General features: G+C 31.7%; 16 protein-coding genes. 11 read left to right on the top strand and 5 right to left on the bottom strand.

All coding sequences use genetic code 11. The features are described 5' to 3' along the window. Positions 1–21 precede the first annotated feature (21 nt). Both ATE84_RS19910 and ATE84_RS19905 read right to left on the bottom strand, forming a co-directional pair. Positions 22–1,428 carry an ATP-binding protein gene (locus ATE84_RS19910; RefSeq protein ID WP_101449633.1) on the bottom strand — a complete coding sequence of 469 codons (1,407 nt, stop codon included), beginning with the start codon at positions 1,426–1,428 and terminating at the stop codon, positions 22–24. 212 nt (positions 1,429–1,640) lie between these two features. Beyond that, positions 1,641–2,174, bottom strand: coding sequence for a hypothetical protein (locus ATE84_RS19905; protein ID WP_101449632.1), 534 nt, complete (start codon positions 2,172–2,174; stop codon positions 1,641–1,643). Between the two features lie 361 nt (positions 2,175–2,535). On the opposite strand from ATE84_RS19905, the gene ATE84_RS19900 reads away from it, so the two are divergent. The 4 genes from ATE84_RS19900 (at position 2,536) to ATE84_RS19885 (ending at position 8,033) form a co-directional block, all read left to right on the top strand. Beyond that, positions 2,536–4,839, top strand: a complete 2,304-nt coding sequence (locus ATE84_RS19900) for a hypothetical protein (protein ID WP_101449631.1) — start codon at positions 2,536–2,538, stop codon at positions 4,837–4,839. A 46-nt stretch (positions 4,840–4,885) separates the two neighbouring features. Then, complete coding sequence (locus tag ATE84_RS19895; protein ID WP_101449630.1) at positions 4,886–5,338, top strand: antitoxin Xre-like helix-turn-helix domain-containing protein; 453 nt, start codon at positions 4,886–4,888, stop codon at positions 5,336–5,338. Further along, the gene (locus ATE84_RS19890) at positions 5,338–5,793 is read left to right on the top strand and encodes an RES family NAD+ phosphorylase (protein ID WP_101449629.1); all 456 of its coding nucleotides are present in this window, start codon (positions 5,338–5,340) and stop codon (positions 5,791–5,793) included. The genes ATE84_RS19895 and ATE84_RS19890 overlap by 1 nt, the downstream gene beginning before the upstream one ends. A gap of 158 nt (positions 5,794–5,951) precedes the next feature. After that, positions 5,952–8,033, top strand: coding sequence for a M13 family metallopeptidase (locus ATE84_RS19885; protein ID WP_101451117.1), 2,082 nt, complete (start codon positions 5,952–5,954; stop codon positions 8,031–8,033). 62 nt (positions 8,034–8,095) lie between these two features. Here ATE84_RS19885 and ATE84_RS19880 read toward each other — a convergent pair whose 3' ends face one another. Beyond that, positions 8,096–8,740, bottom strand: coding sequence for a hypothetical protein (locus tag ATE84_RS19880; protein WP_101449628.1), 645 nt, complete (start codon positions 8,738–8,740; stop codon positions 8,096–8,098). Positions 8,741–8,851: 111 nt separating this feature from the next. On the opposite strand from ATE84_RS19880, the gene ATE84_RS19875 reads away from it, so the two are divergent. After that, positions 8,852–10,186, top strand: coding sequence for an aspartate kinase (locus tag ATE84_RS19875; protein ID WP_101449627.1), 1,335 nt, complete (start codon positions 8,852–8,854; stop codon positions 10,184–10,186). 226 nt (positions 10,187–10,412) lie between these two features. Continuing rightward, positions 10,413–11,951, top strand: coding sequence for a YifB family Mg chelatase-like AAA ATPase (locus tag ATE84_RS19870; RefSeq protein WP_101449626.1), 1,539 nt, complete (start codon positions 10,413–10,415; stop codon positions 11,949–11,951). Between the two features lie 185 nt (positions 11,952–12,136). Here the strand turns inward: ATE84_RS19870 and ATE84_RS19865 are convergent, their stop codons facing one another. Further along, the gene (locus tag ATE84_RS19865) at positions 12,137–12,604 is read right to left on the bottom strand and encodes a hypothetical protein (RefSeq protein WP_101449625.1); all 468 of its coding nucleotides are present in this window, start codon (positions 12,602–12,604) and stop codon (positions 12,137–12,139) included. 1 nt (position 12,605) lies between these two features. Next, entirely contained in the window at positions 12,606–13,400 is a 795-nt protein-coding gene (locus ATE84_RS19860) for a hypothetical protein (protein WP_101449624.1), read from the bottom strand. Positions 13,401–13,835: 435 nt separating this feature from the next. On the opposite strand from ATE84_RS19860, the gene ATE84_RS19855 reads away from it, so the two are divergent. From ATE84_RS19855 to ATE84_RS19835, 5 genes are read left to right on the top strand one after another with little or no spacing between them, the layout of a single operon-like run. Continuing rightward, positions 13,836–14,966 carry a DUF2891 domain-containing protein gene (locus tag ATE84_RS19855; RefSeq protein WP_101449623.1) on the top strand — a complete coding sequence of 377 codons (1,131 nt, stop codon included), beginning with the start codon at positions 13,836–13,838 and terminating at the stop codon, positions 14,964–14,966. After that, the gene (locus tag ATE84_RS19850) at positions 14,967–16,172 is read left to right on the top strand and encodes an Nramp family divalent metal transporter (protein WP_101449622.1); all 1,206 of its coding nucleotides are present in this window, start codon (positions 14,967–14,969) and stop codon (positions 16,170–16,172) included. It abuts the gene before it with no gap. A gap of 26 nt (positions 16,173–16,198) precedes the next feature. Next, positions 16,199–16,924 (top strand): 5-oxoprolinase subunit PxpA, encoded by a 726-nt coding sequence (pxpA, locus tag ATE84_RS19845; RefSeq protein WP_101449621.1) that lies wholly within the window; start codon positions 16,199–16,201, stop codon positions 16,922–16,924. Positions 16,925–16,934: 10 nt separating this feature from the next. After that, entirely contained in the window at positions 16,935–17,660 is a 726-nt protein-coding gene (gene pxpB, locus ATE84_RS19840) for a 5-oxoprolinase subunit PxpB (protein ID WP_101449620.1), read from the top strand. Beyond that, positions 17,657–18,514: a biotin-dependent carboxyltransferase family protein gene (locus tag ATE84_RS19835; protein WP_101449619.1), complete on the top strand. Its 858-nt coding sequence runs from the start codon at positions 17,657–17,659 to the stop codon at positions 18,512–18,514. The genes pxpB and ATE84_RS19835 overlap by 4 nt, the downstream gene beginning before the upstream one ends. The last annotated feature ends 404 nt before the right edge of the window (positions 18,515–18,918 follow it).

Raw genomic sequence — 18,918 nt, 5'->3', positions numbered from 1 at the left:
TTCAGATTGTTTTATATATTATTAATGGTACTCGTAATGATCTCCGAACCAGTCTTTGAGTTTAATGTTTAAAATTTCTGTAGTGAAGGGTTTGGTGATATAATCATCCAAGCCTTTGGCAATAAAGCGTTCTGCATCACCAGGTAAAGCATTAGAGGTTAGTGCAATTATTGGAGGTACTTTTTTATATTTTTCACGAATTAGATTACAAGTTTGAACACCATTAAGTTCTGGGAGATTAATGTCCATTAAAATAAGATCATAATTATCTTCTTTAAACATGTTGAACGCTTGTTTTCCAGTTTTTGCTATATCTGCTGTACAACCGAGATACTTTAAAATTTGTTGTGATACTAATATATTGGTTTCAGAATCTTCTACTAACAATACATGTAAATTATATTGATGATTTTTTATATGTTTAGGAGTTTTATTTTCTTTAATTAGTATTGGTATGTTGGAGGTATTTGTTTTAAAAGTAAACCAAAAAATACTGCCTTTTCCAAGCTCACTTTTTACACCAAGTTTCCCTTCCATTAGATCTACTAATTTTTTACATATAGAGAGCCCTAACCCACTTCCTTCACCTGCTATAATTGATGCTTCGTTAAATTGACTGAAGCGATTAAAAAGTGTTTCCTGATCTTTTTTACTAATACCAACACCAGAATCGATGACCTCTACTTTAATGATTAAATGATCATTTTTTTTAGATACTGTTGAAGTATGTATTTGTACCTCTCCGCCATTAGTAAATTTTATAGCATTGCCAATAAGGTTAGAAATAATTTGAGTTAAGCGATTACCGTCTGCCATAATATTTTGAGGTAATTTTTCAGAATATTTAGGAATCAGATTAATTTTTTTAGCAGTAGCAGTGGCCAAAAAAAGATTTACATTTTGATGAATTAGCTCTTTAAAATTAATAGGAGTAGGTGATAAATCAAATTTTCCTTCTTCCATTTTTGATAAATCCAAAATCTGATTTAGAATTTCTAATAAATTATGCGAGGATTGATGAATTGTAGTAACATATTCTTTTTGAAGATCATTAAGTTTTGTAGTGTTAAAAAGTAAATCAATCATACCTATGACACCAACCATAGGAGTTCTGATTTCATGACTCATATTGGCAAGGAATTCTTGTTTAAATTTTGATGTTTTTAAGATTTGTTGATTTTTTTCTTTTAGTTTATCTAGATTTCTACCCCCAAACATAGCAAATAGACCTAAAAATAGGGGAGCTGTATCTATAATATAATGAATAGGGAAATTTCTTTGTACATAGATTATGGATTGCCACGAGAATTCAAGGTCAAGTCTAGCAATATCAATACTTGTGGCTAGAATAGGGAACGCAAACCCAAAAGATATTCCATAAAATGTATATCTAGCCGCTTCAGATTTGAACCATGATATTCGTGCCATAGTAATTAATTTGATTAAGCTCTTACGTCTTTAGTATTAAAAAACTGGCGGTACTAGGGAGAAACTTAGAGGATAATTGCTAAATATAGTTTTTTTTTGAAAATATTAAGCAATATTTTAAAGGATTATATTACAGAGGGTTTAGAGTGCTCTTAAAAAAATCCACGACAGAGGATTGCCGTGGATTTTAAACCTTACTTTTAATGATTAAATCACATTTTGAAAATTATCTTTTTTAATTTGTATCCATCAATTTTGATTAAATAGGTCTTTGGGTCAATATAATTTTGAATATAATCATCAACTTCTCCTTTGTCTAATAATCTTCCAGACATGTTGTAAAGACTATATTTAAGGCCTTGGGGAACTTCTTTTATATGTTTAAAAGTTTTTTGATCTGTAGTTTGTTGACAGGTATCATCTGCCAAAAAATTATTGATAAAAGTGATTCGTCCTTGCTCTTCTCCTTCTAATGTTACGGTTGCTGTATCATCGATATCAATAATACCATTACCTGTTAAATCACCAAGAATTATTAGACAAGCGTTTCTTACTTTAATACGTACTCCAGCTTCAAGATGTAAACTTTCTGTAATGAAAATAACACCTTCTTCAGAATTCTCGTCCAAACCATCAACTACAGTATTTTCAGTAACTGACATTAATTTATAAGAAATATCAATTTTAGTGTTAGCAAATGTTATGCTTGTTAATAACAAGGCTAATAAGGGTAGAAATTTTTTCATAAAGTTTGGTTTTTGGGGTTGAACTTAAATTTTGTAAGTAAATACCTACTTAAAATGATTTTTTATCGTTGTAAAACATAAAATCAACGACAATATACAATATTTTGTATTAAAAATGTAACTTTTTTGAGTTTAATATTGATTTTCATTTGTGATTTAGATACAAAAACCATGCACGCCCCTCTAATTACGGGTAGTTTAATAAAAACTATTTTTTTGGTTTTTTTTAACAATTTTAGAAAACAGACACTTTAATTGGTTTGATATTTAGTGAGTATTAATTTAGAATACATTTTGTCATGAGTATTCGTTTTATTCATTAGATTTATATTCTTATTCTTAAAATCTAATTATTATAAAAATGATAAAACTGTTGTTGTTTTTTCAACAATTTAGTATATGGTTTAAAATACTGTTGAATGAGCTGTCTAATAACCTAATTAGCCTTTTCTTTATTTTGGCTTTATATTTCGCTTTATGGCATTTTCCGCAAACTATAGATTTATTGTTGATTCTTAATCAAGCAGATGCTTTTTTGTTTGAAGTACCTTTATATTTTTTCTTACTTATGGTTTCAGCATTTTTGATCTGGAATATACCAAAGTATTTCTACTATTATAATTATAAGGATATCTCGTTTTCTAATCTGATTGGCTTTATCCCTAATCAACATTATAAATTTCAGGATAGAAATAAATCGGTTAGGTATCATTATCAGGTTAGAGTACATATGAGAAAAGTACTTCCAAGAATATTGGCACTTTTATTATTAATTATTTCTGCTTTAAGTATTCTTAATGCGATGAAGCTGTTTGAACTGGATAATATCTACACCAATTTTTTAGAACCAACAAATACACTTATCTACTGTATTTTTTTTCTCTTTCTTTTATTAGAACCTACTATATATAGTCATATGCAGGAATTTATTAATAAGATTCCTAAAACTAATGCTTTTATAGTACTATTGTCGGTCGGGTTGATCATTTTTATTATATCTCTGGGGACTTTAAATACTCAAACAGAAAAAGATCTAGGGAATCTTTTTCTGTCTAATTCCGCACTGGCTTTATTTTTCTTTACATTATCGTTTAACAGCTATCGTTTTTTAAAAGAATTTCCTCAAAAGCTCTTTTATGGAGTTGTCCTTTTTTCAGGTTTTATATTATTGTTTTCTTTTCTTGCACTTAATTTTATTCCAGAATGGGCCAGTAGAATAAATCCTCTTTCAATTTTGATATTATCATTATTAAGTTTATTTATGATCAGTTTTGTGTTAATTCTTTCTGGTAAAAAGCTAAAACTACCTTTGTTTTCTATAGTTGTTGTTTTATGTTTGTTTTCTTCCAGACTTTTTTCAGAAAGTTCTGATCACTATCAGCTTACTATAAAACCTTCGGGAGTAGATAGACCGGTTATGGAACATTATATGTATCAATGGATAAAAGATAGAGTTGATATCATAGAAAAAAGAGAAGGAAAGTTTCCTGTCTTTTTGGTTTCATCAGAAGGAGGCGGGTCCAGAGCTGGACTTTGGTCTTTTTTAGTACATAGTTATTTATATGAGAAGTCTAATGGAAATTATTTTGAGGAAAATTTATTATCCTTAACAGGAGCATCAGGAGGAAGTGTGGGTAATGCTATGTTTTTTGCCGAAGCACAACTTGCAATGTCTGGTAACAAAAAAGCTAATTTTAAAACTAAGCCGACTAATGGATACCCGGCCTTGAAATATAAGGCAAGTGCAGTGTATAAAGAAAATTATTTGTCTGTTTCATTACTTTCACTATTAGGTAGAGATTTATTTAAAGAGACAACTAGTTTGTTTCGTTTCAAAAATAGGGGCAAATTATTAGAAGAACAATGGAGTGATACTTACAAAAAATACTTTTCTAGAAAATCAGATGAAGATATTTTACAGAAAGAATTTTTATCTTTTTATAATAATATCACCAATAGTAAAGTGAGAATAACTCCACCACTTTTGTTTATTAATACTACACATACACAGACAGGGAACTATAATGTGATAAGTCCTGTTAAATATACTCACCTAAGACCACTTACAGGGATGCGTGATTTTATAGAAAATTTACAAAAAAACTACCCTGATAGCTCTATTGGGCTATCAACAGCAATGCGTATAAATGCAGGGTTTCCTTATATAACACCAGTGGGAGAAGTGAAAAAATCTTCTGCTTCGGATAAACAATATTCTGATCAATATGCAGATGCAGGGTATTATGATAATGTAGGAGGTATAGTGTCTAAAGGTGTTGAAGAAGTTTTTAGAAATGTATTACATGATTCTTTCCCAGAATTACAAGATAAAATCAATATTAAACATATCATTGTTGCTAATAGTGAGGAGCGTAAAATCATAAAAACACAAACGCAATTCGAAGCCCCTTTAACAACTTTGCAGAATGTAAGATATGGACACACTCAGGAAATTATCAAAAAACTAGGAAGTAAGTATATCATAAAGTTAAAACCAACCATGATTCCTCTTTCTTCTTCAGAATCTGAAAATATAGAGGAAGTTCTTATGATTAAACCAGTTTTACCACTGGGGAGATACTTGTCAACTGTAGCGGTTCGGTCTATGGAAGCAAGATTGAATAAGGTAAAACCACAATTAGATTCAATTTTAACAGTAAACTAGGACAGTTGTCATTTTTTTTTGTATTTTTGTCATAAAATATGTAATCATGAGCGCAGTATCTCCATTAGATTTTGATAGTTTTGAAAATAAAGGCTTATTACGATACCTTAATATAGACATCCCTTTACGTAACATGTATGATTTTATTGAACTATCAAGAAATGGTATAGATAAAAAGGCATTGTTACATCTTGCTAAAACTATTGGTTATGACCTTAAAGAATTGGCACAAATACTGCATATATCTGAACGTACTATCCAGCGTTATGATTTAAATAAAAAATTAGGAACAGAAGCTAGTGCTAGAGTATTACAATTGGCAAAACTATATGCCAAAGGAGAAAATATTTTTGGTGACCTTTCTCGTTTTAAAAATTGGATGGGACATCCAAGTGTGGCGTTAGCCATGAAAAAACCAAAAGAATTATTAGATACTACGTTTGGTTTTCAGTTACTTAATGAAGAATTAGTTAGAATAGAACATGGAATTTTTGCCTAATGCGAGTATATCGAATAGCTAAACAAAAATACATAAAAGATCTTACCGGAATAGGGGCAAAAACAGTAGGAGGAAGATGGAACCCTAAAGGAGTTGCTGTATTGTATACTAGTACTACAGCTGCCCTTTCGGCTCTCGAAGTACTTGCTCATTTACCTGCAGCATATTTTCCAGATGATATGTCGATTGCTACAATAGAAGTACCTGATACATTGATTACCACAATTGATATAGAAAAAATACCAGAAGATTGGAATAAAATCCCTGTGCCTATTGAGATTCAGAATTTTGCAATGCAATGGATCGTTGAAGAAGAGTTTCTAGGACTTAAAGTACCCAGTATTATAATCCCAAAAGAAAAAAACCTTCTTGTAAACCCTATGCATCCAGAGTTTGATAAGGTAAAACTTCTAGATATTGAACCATTTTGTTTTGATACGCGTTTATTAAAATAATAATAAGTATTTATATTAAATCTTATTTTTTCGTTAAAACTAAGGCTAAAATTTACTAGCACATTTCATTTTATATAAATTACATGCATGATATGCGTAACGAATCTATGGTTCAAACGTCATACATACTAATAACTAATCTTAAATTTAATAACAGAATGAGTATAAAAATGAAAAATGCTTACTTTTTAGCAGCATTTGTTCTCGCTTTTGTAAGTTGTAAAAATGAAACAAAGAATAGTGATAGCGAAAGTGAAGCTGTGGCTGAAGTAAAAAAGGTTCCTGGGATAGCTCTAGAAAATATGGATACAGATGTGAGTCCTAAAGAAGATTTCTATAACTATGTTAATGGGAGTTGGATGAAAAACACAAAAATTCCTGATGATCGTACTAGTTGGGGGGGATTTGGAGTTCTGCGTAAGTCTACAGATCAGGATGTGTTAGATATTTTAGCAAAAGCTAAAAAAAGTGGAAAATATGGTGCAGATACAGATCAGGCAAAGGCACTAGCTATTTTTGATACAAAACTAGATACAATAGCAAGAAACGAGGCTGGTATAAAACCATTACAGCCTGCATTTGATGATATTGCATCAATTAAAAATTTAACCGATTTACAAACGGTACTGGCGAAAAACCCTTCAGTTTCTTCACCATTTATGGGTATCGGTATTCAAGCAGATCTAAATAACAGTGCAATGAATGCTGTATATTTAGGAGCAAACGGATTAGGGTTACCTGATCGTGATTATTATTTAGATCAGGATGATAAGTCAAAAGAGATTCGTGAGGAATACAAAAAGCATATTGTTAAAATGCTACAAATATTGGGAGACTCAGAATCTGATGCTACTGCTTCAGCAAGTAAAATTCTTGAGCTTGAAACCAAATTGGCAGAGCCAAGATTAGATAAAGTAGAAAGAAGAGATGCTCGTAACTATAATAACCCTAGAACAATAGCAGAAGCAGATAAGATCTTATCTGCTATTGATTTCAGTAAATTGATCAGTGATCTTGGTGTTACCAAAAAGTTTGATACTATAATTATTGCTCAATTACGTTATACTAAGGCATTAGATGGATTCTTAAAGAATACACCTATCGAAGATTTAAAAACTTTGGTAAGATGGGATACTTTTAATAGTGCGACCAATCAATTAACTACAGATATAGAAAAAATTAATTGGGAGTTTTACAGTAAGTACCTAAGAGGTCAGAAAGAACAACGTCCTGCTGATGAGAGAGCTTTGGCAGTAGTTAATGGTACTGTAGGAGAGGCTTTAGGACAATTGTATGTAGATGAAAAATTTCCGCCAGAGGCTAAGGCAAAAGCAGAAAAAATGATCGCCAATGTAATCGATGCTTATAAAGCACGTATTCAGAATTTGGATTGGATGGGAGATGAAACTAAAACAAAAGCCATCGAAAAACTAAATAAATTTACAGTTAAAATAGGTTATCCAGATAAGTGGGAGGATTATTCTAAAATGGAAGTATCTGCAAATAAAACTTATTTTGAAAATATGGTAGCTGTAAATAAGTGGGCTACAGATAAAAACTACGAGGATATAGGAGAGCCAGTTGATAAAACAAAATGGGGGATGTCGCCGCAAACGGTTAATGCATATTTTAATCCACTTAATAATGAAATCGTATTTCCTGCAGCAATACTTCAACCTCCATTCTATAATTACACTGCAGATGAAGCGGTTAATTACGGAGGAATTGGAGCAGTGATAGGTCATGAAATATCTCATGCTTTTGATGATTCTGGAGCTCGTTTTGATGCAGATGGAAATCTTAAAAACTGGTGGACAGAAGATGATCTTAAGGCTTTTACAGAAAGAGGAGATGCACTAGCAGAGCAGTATAGTGCTTTAGAAGTACTAGATAGTGTATTTGTAAATGGTAAATTTACATTAGGTGAGAATATTGGAGATTTAGGAGGAGTATTAGGAGCATATGATGGACTTCAGAAGTTTTTAGCAGAAAATGGTAGACCAGAAGATATCGATGGATTTACTGCAGAACAACGTTTCTTTATGTCTTGGGCTACGGTATGGCGTACTTTAGTGCGTGATGATGCTTTAAGAACTCAAATAAAAACAGATCCACATTCTCCAGGTAAAATACGAGCTGTACAACCTTTATTAAATGTTCCTGCATTTTATGAAGCATTTGATATTAAAGAAGGAGATAAAATGTATTTAGCACCAGAAAAACGAGTGAATATTTGGTAAAATATGATATAGAGAATTTATTAAAAACCCTGCTTTATGCAGGGTTTTTATATATTATAAAGTTAATCTTCTTTAATCTCATTCATTAATAAAAACGCTTTGTTAACATATTCTTTTTCTAAAAATAAAGTGAAGTAATTTGAAGTGGAAATAACCTCAAAAACAGGAATACCTTCATAAGATAGTAACTTGAAAATATAGAAATATAAACCAATTACTTTAGAGTTATCTTCTGGTAAAGCAATAGAAATAGAGGATAAATTGTCTGCCACAGAAATACAAACTTCATTTTTGAAATGTTTTTCAACAGTTGGTTTAAGTGAAGAAGTTACTAATATATTACTCTCTTGAAAATTGCTAGAATAGGTGAAGTAAGCTTTTGTTTCGTTTTTTACACTTTCTAAAAGATTACTCTGGCTAGTTAATATACTGTTAGAATTTAGAAATGTATATTCTGTGATCCCTGATCGCACTACAATGTCACCAAGGTTTCTTAAATTATCAATATGCTTTATTTTTCTAGGATGATAACGCCTCAATGCCATTACAATAGAACCTGGTTTAACAGGTTTTTTCATGATTTTTTCCACTTTTGGTAAAAGATCAACAGCTAATGAGCTAAAATTGATAATATCCCTTGATAATGCATCCTCTAGAAAAGGCTGATGCCTTAATATATTGTGTACACAATCTGTAATCGTTTTCATTGTTATATATTTAACATTCTGTACAAATTTATGCTTTTTCTTTTAAAATATTTATTATTTGTGAGTTATTAATTAACTATGCACTGTTAAAAAACAGTAAAAGCTAGATTGATGAAAATTTTAAAATTTGGAGGAACTTCTGTAGGATCTGTTGAGAATCTTGGTATAGTAAAGGAAATTTTGATTTCAGATCAAGAAAATAAAGTTGTCGTTTGTTCTGCAATGTCTGGTGTTACAGATCAGTTAATTCGTCTGGTTGAAAATGTGAAATTTAATGATGTTGATGCTATTACAAGAAATTTACATCGATTAGAAAGTAAACACAGTGATGTTATTGATGAGCTAATCGAAGATCAGGAAACAAGAAATATTCTTAAAGATGGCTTGTCTATAATGATTACAGAAATGTTCGAGATCTCTAGTCAAGAATATTCAGAGGTTATTAATTCTAAGCTTATTACCTATGGAGAAACGCTCTTAACATATATTTTCTCAGGCTATCTAAGTTCAGTCGGAATACCTAATGTTTTATTAGATGCAAAGGAATTTATGTGTGTAGAGTCTGTTGAAAATCCAAACATAGATAAGGTTAGCGAAAAACTACATAAAATAATAGAGAATGGGATTGAGTCTTCATTGTATATTACCCAAGGATTTGTATGTAGAGATGAGGTAGGACAAATTAGTCATTTAAAAAGAGGAGGAAGTGACTATACAGCTACAATTATCGGAGCGGCATTAAATGCTTCCGAAGTACAAATATGGACAGATATAGATGGGTTACATAATAATGATCCCAGATATGTTGAAGAAACACATCCGATTTCTCACCTAACCTATAATGAAGCGGCAGAATTGGCATATTTCGGAGCTAAAATTCTTCATCCACAAACCGTTTCTCCAGTAGTGGGTAAAGATATACCGGTACTTCTTAAAAATACATTTGATCCCGAAGCTCCAGGAACCGTAATCTCTAATAAAACCTATCAAAAAGGATTAAAGGCAATTTCTGCAAAAGATGGAATTACAGCAATTAAGATCAAGTCGAATCGAATGTTGATGGCTCATGGGTATCTAAGAAGAATTTTTGAAGTCTTTGATAATTACAATACTTCAATTGATATGATAACAACTTCAGAGATTGCTATATCATTAACAATTGACGATACTAATAACCTTGATGAAATTGTAAAAGAAATTGAAGCATACGCAGAAATAACAGTAGAGCAAGATCATAGCATTATATGTATAGTAGGAGAATCAGTTATCAATGATAAAAATTCATATAAACTTTTTGAAATTTTGAATTTCATTCCTGTGCGTATGGTATCCTATGGAGGAAGTAATAATAATATATCTATTTTGGTAGATACCAAAGATAAAATACCAACACTAAAGTTTTTAAATAAAAAACTGTTTCAAACACCTTTAGAAGCAGTTGTATAATTGTTTGTTATGTAGTTTATACATAAATAAGTGGGGCGTAAGCTTAGATAATATAAGTAACATACCTCTTAATAAAGCAAAGGCCCTACTTTTCAATTTTCACTTTTTTATCATGAATAGGTTGTTTTTTCTTAAAAAATATATCTAAAGTATTTTGATACAAAATCTCAGTTTCATTTTTTAAAACTCGGCTTACCTATGTTTGCATGTGTATAAAACAGAACATATGCTAACAAAAGTTTTTGGGAGTGCTGTTTTTGGGGTCGAAGCAACATCCATTACAGTCGAGGTGAATATTGATAAAGGGATAGGGTATCATCTCGTAGGGTTACCAGACAATGCAATACGAGAAAGTAGTTATCGTATAGCAGCTGCTTTACAGAATAATGGGTATAAATTGCCAGGCAAAAAAATTACAATTAATATGGCGCCTGCAGATTTAAGAAAAGAAGGGTCAGCCTATGATCTTACTCTAGCGCTAGGGATTCTTGCTGCAAGTTCACAAATCAAAGGAAACGATATTTCAGAGTATTTAATTATGGGGGAATTATCCTTGGATGGAAGTCTGCAACCCATTAAAGGAGCCTTGCCTATTGCAATCAAAGCACGCGAAGAAGGATTTAAAGGGTTTATACTTCCAAAACAAAATGCTAAAGAAGCAGCAATAGTTGACCATCTGGAAGTGTACGGAGTAGAAAATATCAAAGAAGTAATCGATTATTTTGATGAAAAAGGAGAGCTAGAACGAACAATAGTAGACACGCGAGAAGAGTTTTATACAGCATTGGATAACCCTGAGTTTGATTTTGCAGATGTAAAAGGGCAAGAAAGTATAAAACGATGTATGGAGATTGCTGCTGCAGGAGGACATAATATCATATTAGTAGGCCCGCCAGGAAGTGGTAAAACCATGTTGAGTAAAAGATTACCCAGTATTTTACCACCGATGTCATTACAAGAAGCTCTCGAAACAACAAAAATACATAGTGTAGTAGGGCGTATTAAAGATCATGTGGGATTAATGGCGCAACGTCCCTTTCGTAGTCCACATCATACGATATCTAATGTGGCATTGGTAGGTGGTGGAAGTTACCCGCAACCAGGAGAAATTTCACTATCTCATAACGGAGTATTGTTCTTAGATGAATTACCAGAATTTAAAAGAGAAGTGCTTGAAGTAATGCGCCAGCCTCTTGAGGATAGAGAGGTAACGATCTCTAGAGCAAAATTTACCGTGACATACCCATCCAGTTTTATGTTGGTTGCCAGTATGAACCCAAGCCCAGGAGGATATTTTAATGACCCAAATGCACCTGTAACCTCTTCCCCAGCAGAGATGCAGCGTTACCTTAGTAAAATTTCAGGCCCATTATTAGACAGAATAGATATTCATATAGAAGTTACCCCCGTACCTTTTGATAAGCTTAGTGAAGAAAGGCGAGGAGAATCTAGTGTTGAAATAAGAAAACGAGTGATAAAAGCACGAGATATACAGACTCAAAGATTCACAGAGTTACAAAATATTCATTACAATGCACAGATGGGAGTGAAACAGATTCGGGAATATTGTGCCTTGGATACCGCTTCAAAAGAATTACTAAAAACCGCTATGGAACGACTAAACCTTTCTGCTAGAGCATATGATCGAATTCTAAAAGTATCCCGAACTATTGCAGATCTTGAAGGCGCAGAAACCATCCAGGGCTATCATATTTCTGAAGCAATACAATATAGAAGTCTGGATCGTGATGGATGGTTGGGATGAAAAAATAAGTGTTTTAATACCTGATAGCCTAATCTTTAATTTGTGTAAACTATGTGTCTTAACGAACAATAGATGAGTCTCATATCCTTAGTAAAAGCTTTTTTACCTTTCCAAAGGCACTAAGACACTTCGTGTCTTAGTGCCAAATAATGGCTAAAATGTACCTGATAATTTACAATATTCGATTAATGGTTTTTGAATAATATTTTAATCATTTCCATTACTTCTTTGTCTTCATTTTTGGTACCCCAAACATGAACTTTAAAACCATAGTACTTTTTTGCACTAGATTTTTTATTTAAATAATCACCAATAATCTTTTTATTACCTTTAGTTTTTATCAAAATACCTTTTTTATATTTAATTGACTTGATATCAATTTCTTTCATAGGTACATATAGTTCATCCCATACATGTATATTATAGGTAGTAGGTAAATGACTAAATTTTTTAACTCTTAATGTATCGTTTTTTATTAACATTAGTTCGTAAAAATATTTTTTGGTATCCTTACTGTTATAATGTTTCTTCAATTCATTGTTTATCTTTTTTAATTGATATTTTTCATTATATCCTTCTTCTTGAGCTAAGATATTTGATATCGAAAAGAAAAAAATAATACCGCAAACTAATTTTAAGACACTTACTTTCATTTTATTTATAATTAATTATTCTATTAACTCTATATTCCTTTGACTCTCTTTGTGTCCAATTTTTTCTTTCATCAAACTTAATATACGACCATGTAAATAGTTTGTTTTTATCTGAAATTGTGGAATATTTAATACTTTTTATATCATTCAAATTAGAATATTCAATATCCTCATAACTAAAAATATCAAATGAAAACTTTTTTAAATTGTGATTTTTATCCCAAATTAAAAAGTCTTTAGATTTGTTGATGTCAAAGTAAACATTCAGGTTTTTAATAACATCTAAACTAAATTTGATTTTTGATCTTTCATAATCATATTTTATATTGTAGACTTTAACAATATTGTTTTTTAAGAAATACTTTACTTCTTTTAAAGAGCCTAAAGAATTGTAGTTAAATTTATATAATAACCTATTTTTAATATACACACCACTTAGCTTCTCTTCTATATAACTCAATTTATAATTAAAATTTATATAATCATCAACGTCACTTCTTTTTATTCTATATTCTATTTTCGATAAAATATTATTTTGATAATTAAATAACACCTTTTCTCGAAAACTACCATTGAGACAGGCATCAAACACTATAGTTTCAATTTTTTTTCTTGATTTTAAATTTGGTATGTAATCATAGATTCCTAATATTTCATTATTTCTTTTTGTCAATTCCAGGTTTAAAAAAAACTCATACAAAGCCTTATTTAGTTTTTTTGTACTCTTATCAAAAGAGAAAGAATTAAAACAAAAAAGTAAGCAAACAGTTAAGGATAAAAGGTTGTTTTTTTTCATTTAAATTATATTGCTAAAATGTGGAGTAAACATATATAAAAATGATTGAAATATAGTATAATCAAAGTCTTTTGCAACGAGGTATGCTTAAGATTTATAAATTTTACCTATTGTTTTTTTAATGTAAAAACTGATTTTATGTTTTTTATATGTTAGTACTTGAGCCTTATATTGATGTTGATGAAACCCTATACCAGCATCTTTTTAGGGTAAGCTTCTATTAAACAAATGCTGGATGCATACGATCTTATTATTTCTGAATAGTTAGAAATAATAGTACTGTATGGTCTGTAAAATCTATAGATACTCGTTCTAACTATAATGTATTGATAAATTTATAAACTATTTCCTGTTCTTATCAACAATCGCATACGCATAATTCCGGAAATTGATATTTTTAAGAAAGTAGATACTTTAACCTTATAAATATTGATTATGTACCGAATATTTTTTCTGATTTCTATACTTGTTCTGTTAGGTTGTAACACCAATGTTGATACACAAAAACAACCTTCTAAAGATGTGAAAACTGAAGAACCAAAAGAGAACCCGATAGAACAACCTTTACAACTCACATTCGAGCAAGCCAATACATTGGTAGAATTACCATTAGCTTGCTTGCAAGTAGAATACCCTAATAAACTGGGACAAACGCTAGGAGGGAAAGAAAATATCGGAGAACCTCACGTATTACATCCTACTTTCTATGGTTGTTTTGACTGGCATTCTTCAGTCCATGGGCATTGGTCATTAGTGAAATTATTAAAAACATTTCCCGATCTGGAAAAAAAGGAAGAAGCGAAAACCAAATTACTTCAAAATATGTCTAAGAAGAATATTGAAGAAGAAATCAAATATTTTGAAGGAAAACATAACAAATCATACGAGAGAACATACGGTTGGGCCTGGTTGCTCAAACTGGCCGAAGAACTACATACCTGGGATGACCCGTTAGCAAGAGAATTAGAACAAAACCTACAACCTCTAACAGCACTCATCGTGCAACGGTATATTGATTTTCTTCCAAAACTAAAATACCCAATTAGAGTAGGAGAGCATACAAATACTGCATTCGGATTATCCTTTGCCTGGGATTATGCAAATACCTTAGAGGATCAAAAACTAAAAGACCTTATCGAAACCAGAGCAAGAGAATTTTATGCCAATGATCAAGGTTGCCCTATTGGTTGGGAGCCCAGTGGTTATGATTTTCTTTCTCCTTGTTTTGAAGAAATGGATGTAATGAGAAGAGTACTAAACAAAGAACAATTTGATAGTTGGGTTTCTACTTTTATGCCTCAACTTAAAGCCAAAAACTTTACCATTAATGTAGGAGAAGTGTCTGATCGTACCGATGGAAAATTGGTTCATTTAGATGGACTTAATTTTAGTAGAGCATGGGTGTTATATGGGCTTGCCAAACAGTATAAAGAGTATGCACATCTTTTTTCGGTAGCAAATACACATGTGAACTATTCTTTGCCTAACCTGGTTGGGGATAGTTATGAAGGAGGGCATTGGTTAGGATCATTTGCTATCTATACACTTGATGTTAATACAAAATAAATGAAGAAATTTTTTAATATAGGCCCAGGAACATGGGTGACTGCAGCTTTTATTGGTCCAGGTACAGTAACTGTATGTACATTGGCAGGAGTACAGTTTGGGTTTTCATTACTATGGGCATTGGTGTTATCTATTGTAGCTTGTGTTGTTTTACAGGAAATGGCAGCAAGATTAGGTGTAGTCACCCAAAAGGGATTAAGCGAAGTGCTAAAATCTCAATTTGATAACAAAATTGTAAGAGGAGCTCTTATTACATTAATCTTGTCAGCAATTTTTATTGGAAATGCAGCATACGAAGCCGGCAATATTAGTGGGGGAGTACTCGGGTTGTCTACAATCTTAGAATCATCAATTGGGATTTCAGAGAATTATTTGAGTATTGTGATTGGCGTGATTGCTTTTATATTATTATACATAGGTAATTATAAGGTCTTAGAACGAAGTCTAATCGTGCTGGTTTTGTTAATGAGTGTAGCTTTTATAGTAACAGCAATAGTGACCAAACCAGACATTTCTATGATCTTTAGAGGGTTTGTTCCTAACTTCTCTAGTGATAATGTACTAACCATTGTTGGTTTGATTGGGACAACAGTAGTGCCATACAATCTCTTTCTACATGCATCTATTGTTAGTGAAAAGTGGAAATCTACCGAAGACCTTCCAGAAGCAAAAAAGGATACTGTAGTTGCAATAGTGCTGGGTGGATTAGTGTCAATGGCAATTATTATTGCTGGAGCAGCTATACAAGAAGCAGAAGTGAATAATGCAGCCGACCTGGCAAAAGGGTTAGAACCGGTTTTTGGTTCAATGGCAAAATATGTACTATCTATTGGGTTATTTGCAGCCGGAATCACTTCTGCAATTACTGCACCTCTTGCAGCAGCTTATGTAGTAAAAGGATGTATGGGTTGGCAAAAAGGACTCAAAAGTAAATCCTTTAGAGCGGTATGGATGTTTATCCTTTTTTTGGGAGTTCTGTTTTCTTCCCTGGGTATAAAATCAATAGTGATTATTCGATTTGCACAGATCGCAAATGGACTCCTTTTACCAGTGATAGCAATCTTCCTTTTATGGGTAATGAACCAACAAAAAATATTAGGAAAATATACCAATTCATGGAAACAAAATCTGATTGGTTTTTTCATTCTTGTCATTACTTGCTTTTTAGGATTTAGAGGTATTTGGAAAGTAATTGAAAGTGTGTAAGAATTTACAATAGTAAATGTAGGAATATGAAAAGAATTATTCTTAATGCAGATGTGGGGGAAGAGGCAGGTTTTGATACCGAAATTATGCCCTATATCTCTTGGTGTAATATTGCATGTGGAAGCCATGCAGGAGATGCTGAAGTAATCCAAAGAACGATTGAATTAGCACTGAAGCATAATGTGAAAATTGGCGCACATCCATCATACCCTGATCGCAAAAATTTTGGAAGAACCAAAGTTGAAATGACATATGATGATTTAGTAAAAACAATAACCGAACAAATACAATTGGTAAAATCTTATACCGAAAAAACAGGAGGGAAACTACATCATGTAAAACCACATGGGGCACTTTATAACGAAGCAGTGAAAAATGAAGAAGTTGCTCGTGCAATTATTGAGTCTGTAAAAAACATCGATAAAAGTTTATCTATAGTTACTTTGAAAAATGCTAAATTATCGTATCTTTCCGGAGGAGATTTTGAGGTCAGACACGAAGCTTTTGCAGATAGAAATTATAATGATGATTTGACATTGGTTTCAAGAAAAGAAAAAGAAGCCTTGCTTACAGATCCAAAAGAAATTTTTGATCATGTAAAAAGAATGGTTTCTGAAGGGAAAGTAAAAACTAAAAAAGGAGTAGAGGTTCCGATTTTTTTTGATACGATTTGTGTGCATGGAGATAACCCAAAATCTGTTCAGATTTTAAAGTATTTGTATACAGAGTTTTCGAATTTAAATTTATTATAATGAGAAGCTCATGAAATATAAATTACAATATAAAAGATATTCTGAAAGAGCAATTTTAATAGAATGGCCTTCAGAAATTGAAGAAAATATCCTTCAAAACTTGCTTTCTTTTAAAAAATCCATACTTTCTTCTTGTAATAAACCAATTATTGAGGTAATTCCTGCATATAACTCGTTATTAATTTATTATGTGTCTACTATAGAGGATTTCTATAGTGAGGTTTTGATGCTAAAATCATTATATTCTAAAGGGTTTGATGAAACAAGGCCTGAAAGTAGACTGTGGAAAATCCCTGTGTGCTACACTACTTCTCTCGCTCAGGATTTAAAAACATTTGCAGAAAGTAAATCTCTCACTGTAGAAGAAATAATTAGGTTACATACTACTCCATTGTATACTACATATTTTATTGGCTTTTTACCTGGCTTTTTGTATTTGGGTGGTCTTGATGATCAATTGCATAATGCTAGAAAAATGACACCCTCTTTACATGTGAAAAAAGGTGCCGTGGCAATTGGTGGAAATCAGACAGGGATATATCCTATGAGTAGTCCAGGAGGATGGCATGTAATTGGGATGTGTCCTCTGGATTTTTTTAACCCCAAAATAGAAGATTGTTGTTTTATATCGTCAGGAGATAAAATTCAGTTTATATCGGTAGAAGAAAAAAAATATAACGATATAAGTGCTTCAGTTTTGGAGGGTGCTTATATACCAGAATTTGTTTGTTTATGATTGCAGATGTAGAAATAGTTAAGCCTGGACTTTTTACTACAATTCAGGATGAGGGGCGTTTTGGTTTTTCAAAATATGGAGTTCCAAAAAGTGGAGCAATGGATCAAGTGGCATTTGGATTTGCAAATTTAATATTGGGTAATGCTAAAAATGATGCGTGCATCGAATGGACGATCCAGCCTCCTGTTTTAAAATTCAGTGAAGCAACAACCATTGTTTTGACCGGTGGCGAAACCGATGCTTTTTTGAATGATCAAAAAATAGAAATGTACCGTGAGATTAAAGTCCTAAAAAATGATATTCTTAAATTAAATTCTTGTAAGAAAGGAATGTATGGATATGTAGGAATTAAAAATGGATTCCTTTCAAAAGAAGTGTTGCGTAGTAGGTCTTTTTATAAATCAATTACACCTCAATTTCGATTGGGTAAGAATGACAAAATTCCATACCAAAGTAGCGCTAATTATAAAGGTCATTTTTCTACAATTTCTCCACCTTTATTTTTAGAAAATTCAAATGCATTAGAGGTGTATAAAGGACCCGAATTTGATATGTTAAATGAGGAGCAAAAATCTAAAGTATTAGAATCTATTTTCACAATTTCTAACACTATAAATAGAATGGCAATTCAGTTAGAAGAGAAGATATCAAACACTTTGCCTTCGATTATAACATCACCTGTTTTACCAGGTACAATACAATTAACTCCATCAGGAAATTTAATTGTGTTAATGAGAGATTGTCAAACTACGGGAGGATACCCACGAATTTTACAATTAACCGAAACTGCAATCAACCACATTGCACAAAAACGAATGAAAGAAAAATGTGCTTTTAAGCTAATTGAGTTTTGAGTTAATACTTGCCCTGAGCCCTTCGGTAAACTAAGGACAAGCCTGTCGAAGACCAACAAAATTGGCAGTTTTAATTGCATTTCGACAAGCTTAATGTGACACTCAAATATCTTTTGGGTTAGTTAAAAGGTATTGTTTGAGCTCTTCGATAAACTCTGGGCAGGCCTGTTGAAGTATAATTGTTATTTCAGTCTAAATTTTTCCTCCATGTTTTTTTGATGTCCTAAGAAAATTCAACGTAAAAAATGAAGTGAATGGAACGTAAAATTAAATTTTTCAGAATCGAAATGGTTAAAATGGTGCTATATGATATTGATAGTTAATAAAGGTAAGGTTAGCAGAAATGTTTCATTTAATTTTGTGAAGATAACGATATTTTTAGTTGAACTTTCTTAGGACTAGCG

It is taken from the genome of Aquimarina sp. MAR_2010_214 (assembly GCF_002846555.1).
Taxonomy (GTDB): domain Bacteria; phylum Bacteroidota; class Bacteroidia; order Flavobacteriales; family Flavobacteriaceae; genus Aquimarina.
Note: the sequence above shows the minus strand (reverse complement) of the source record. Positions and strands in the feature narration are given on the sequence as shown.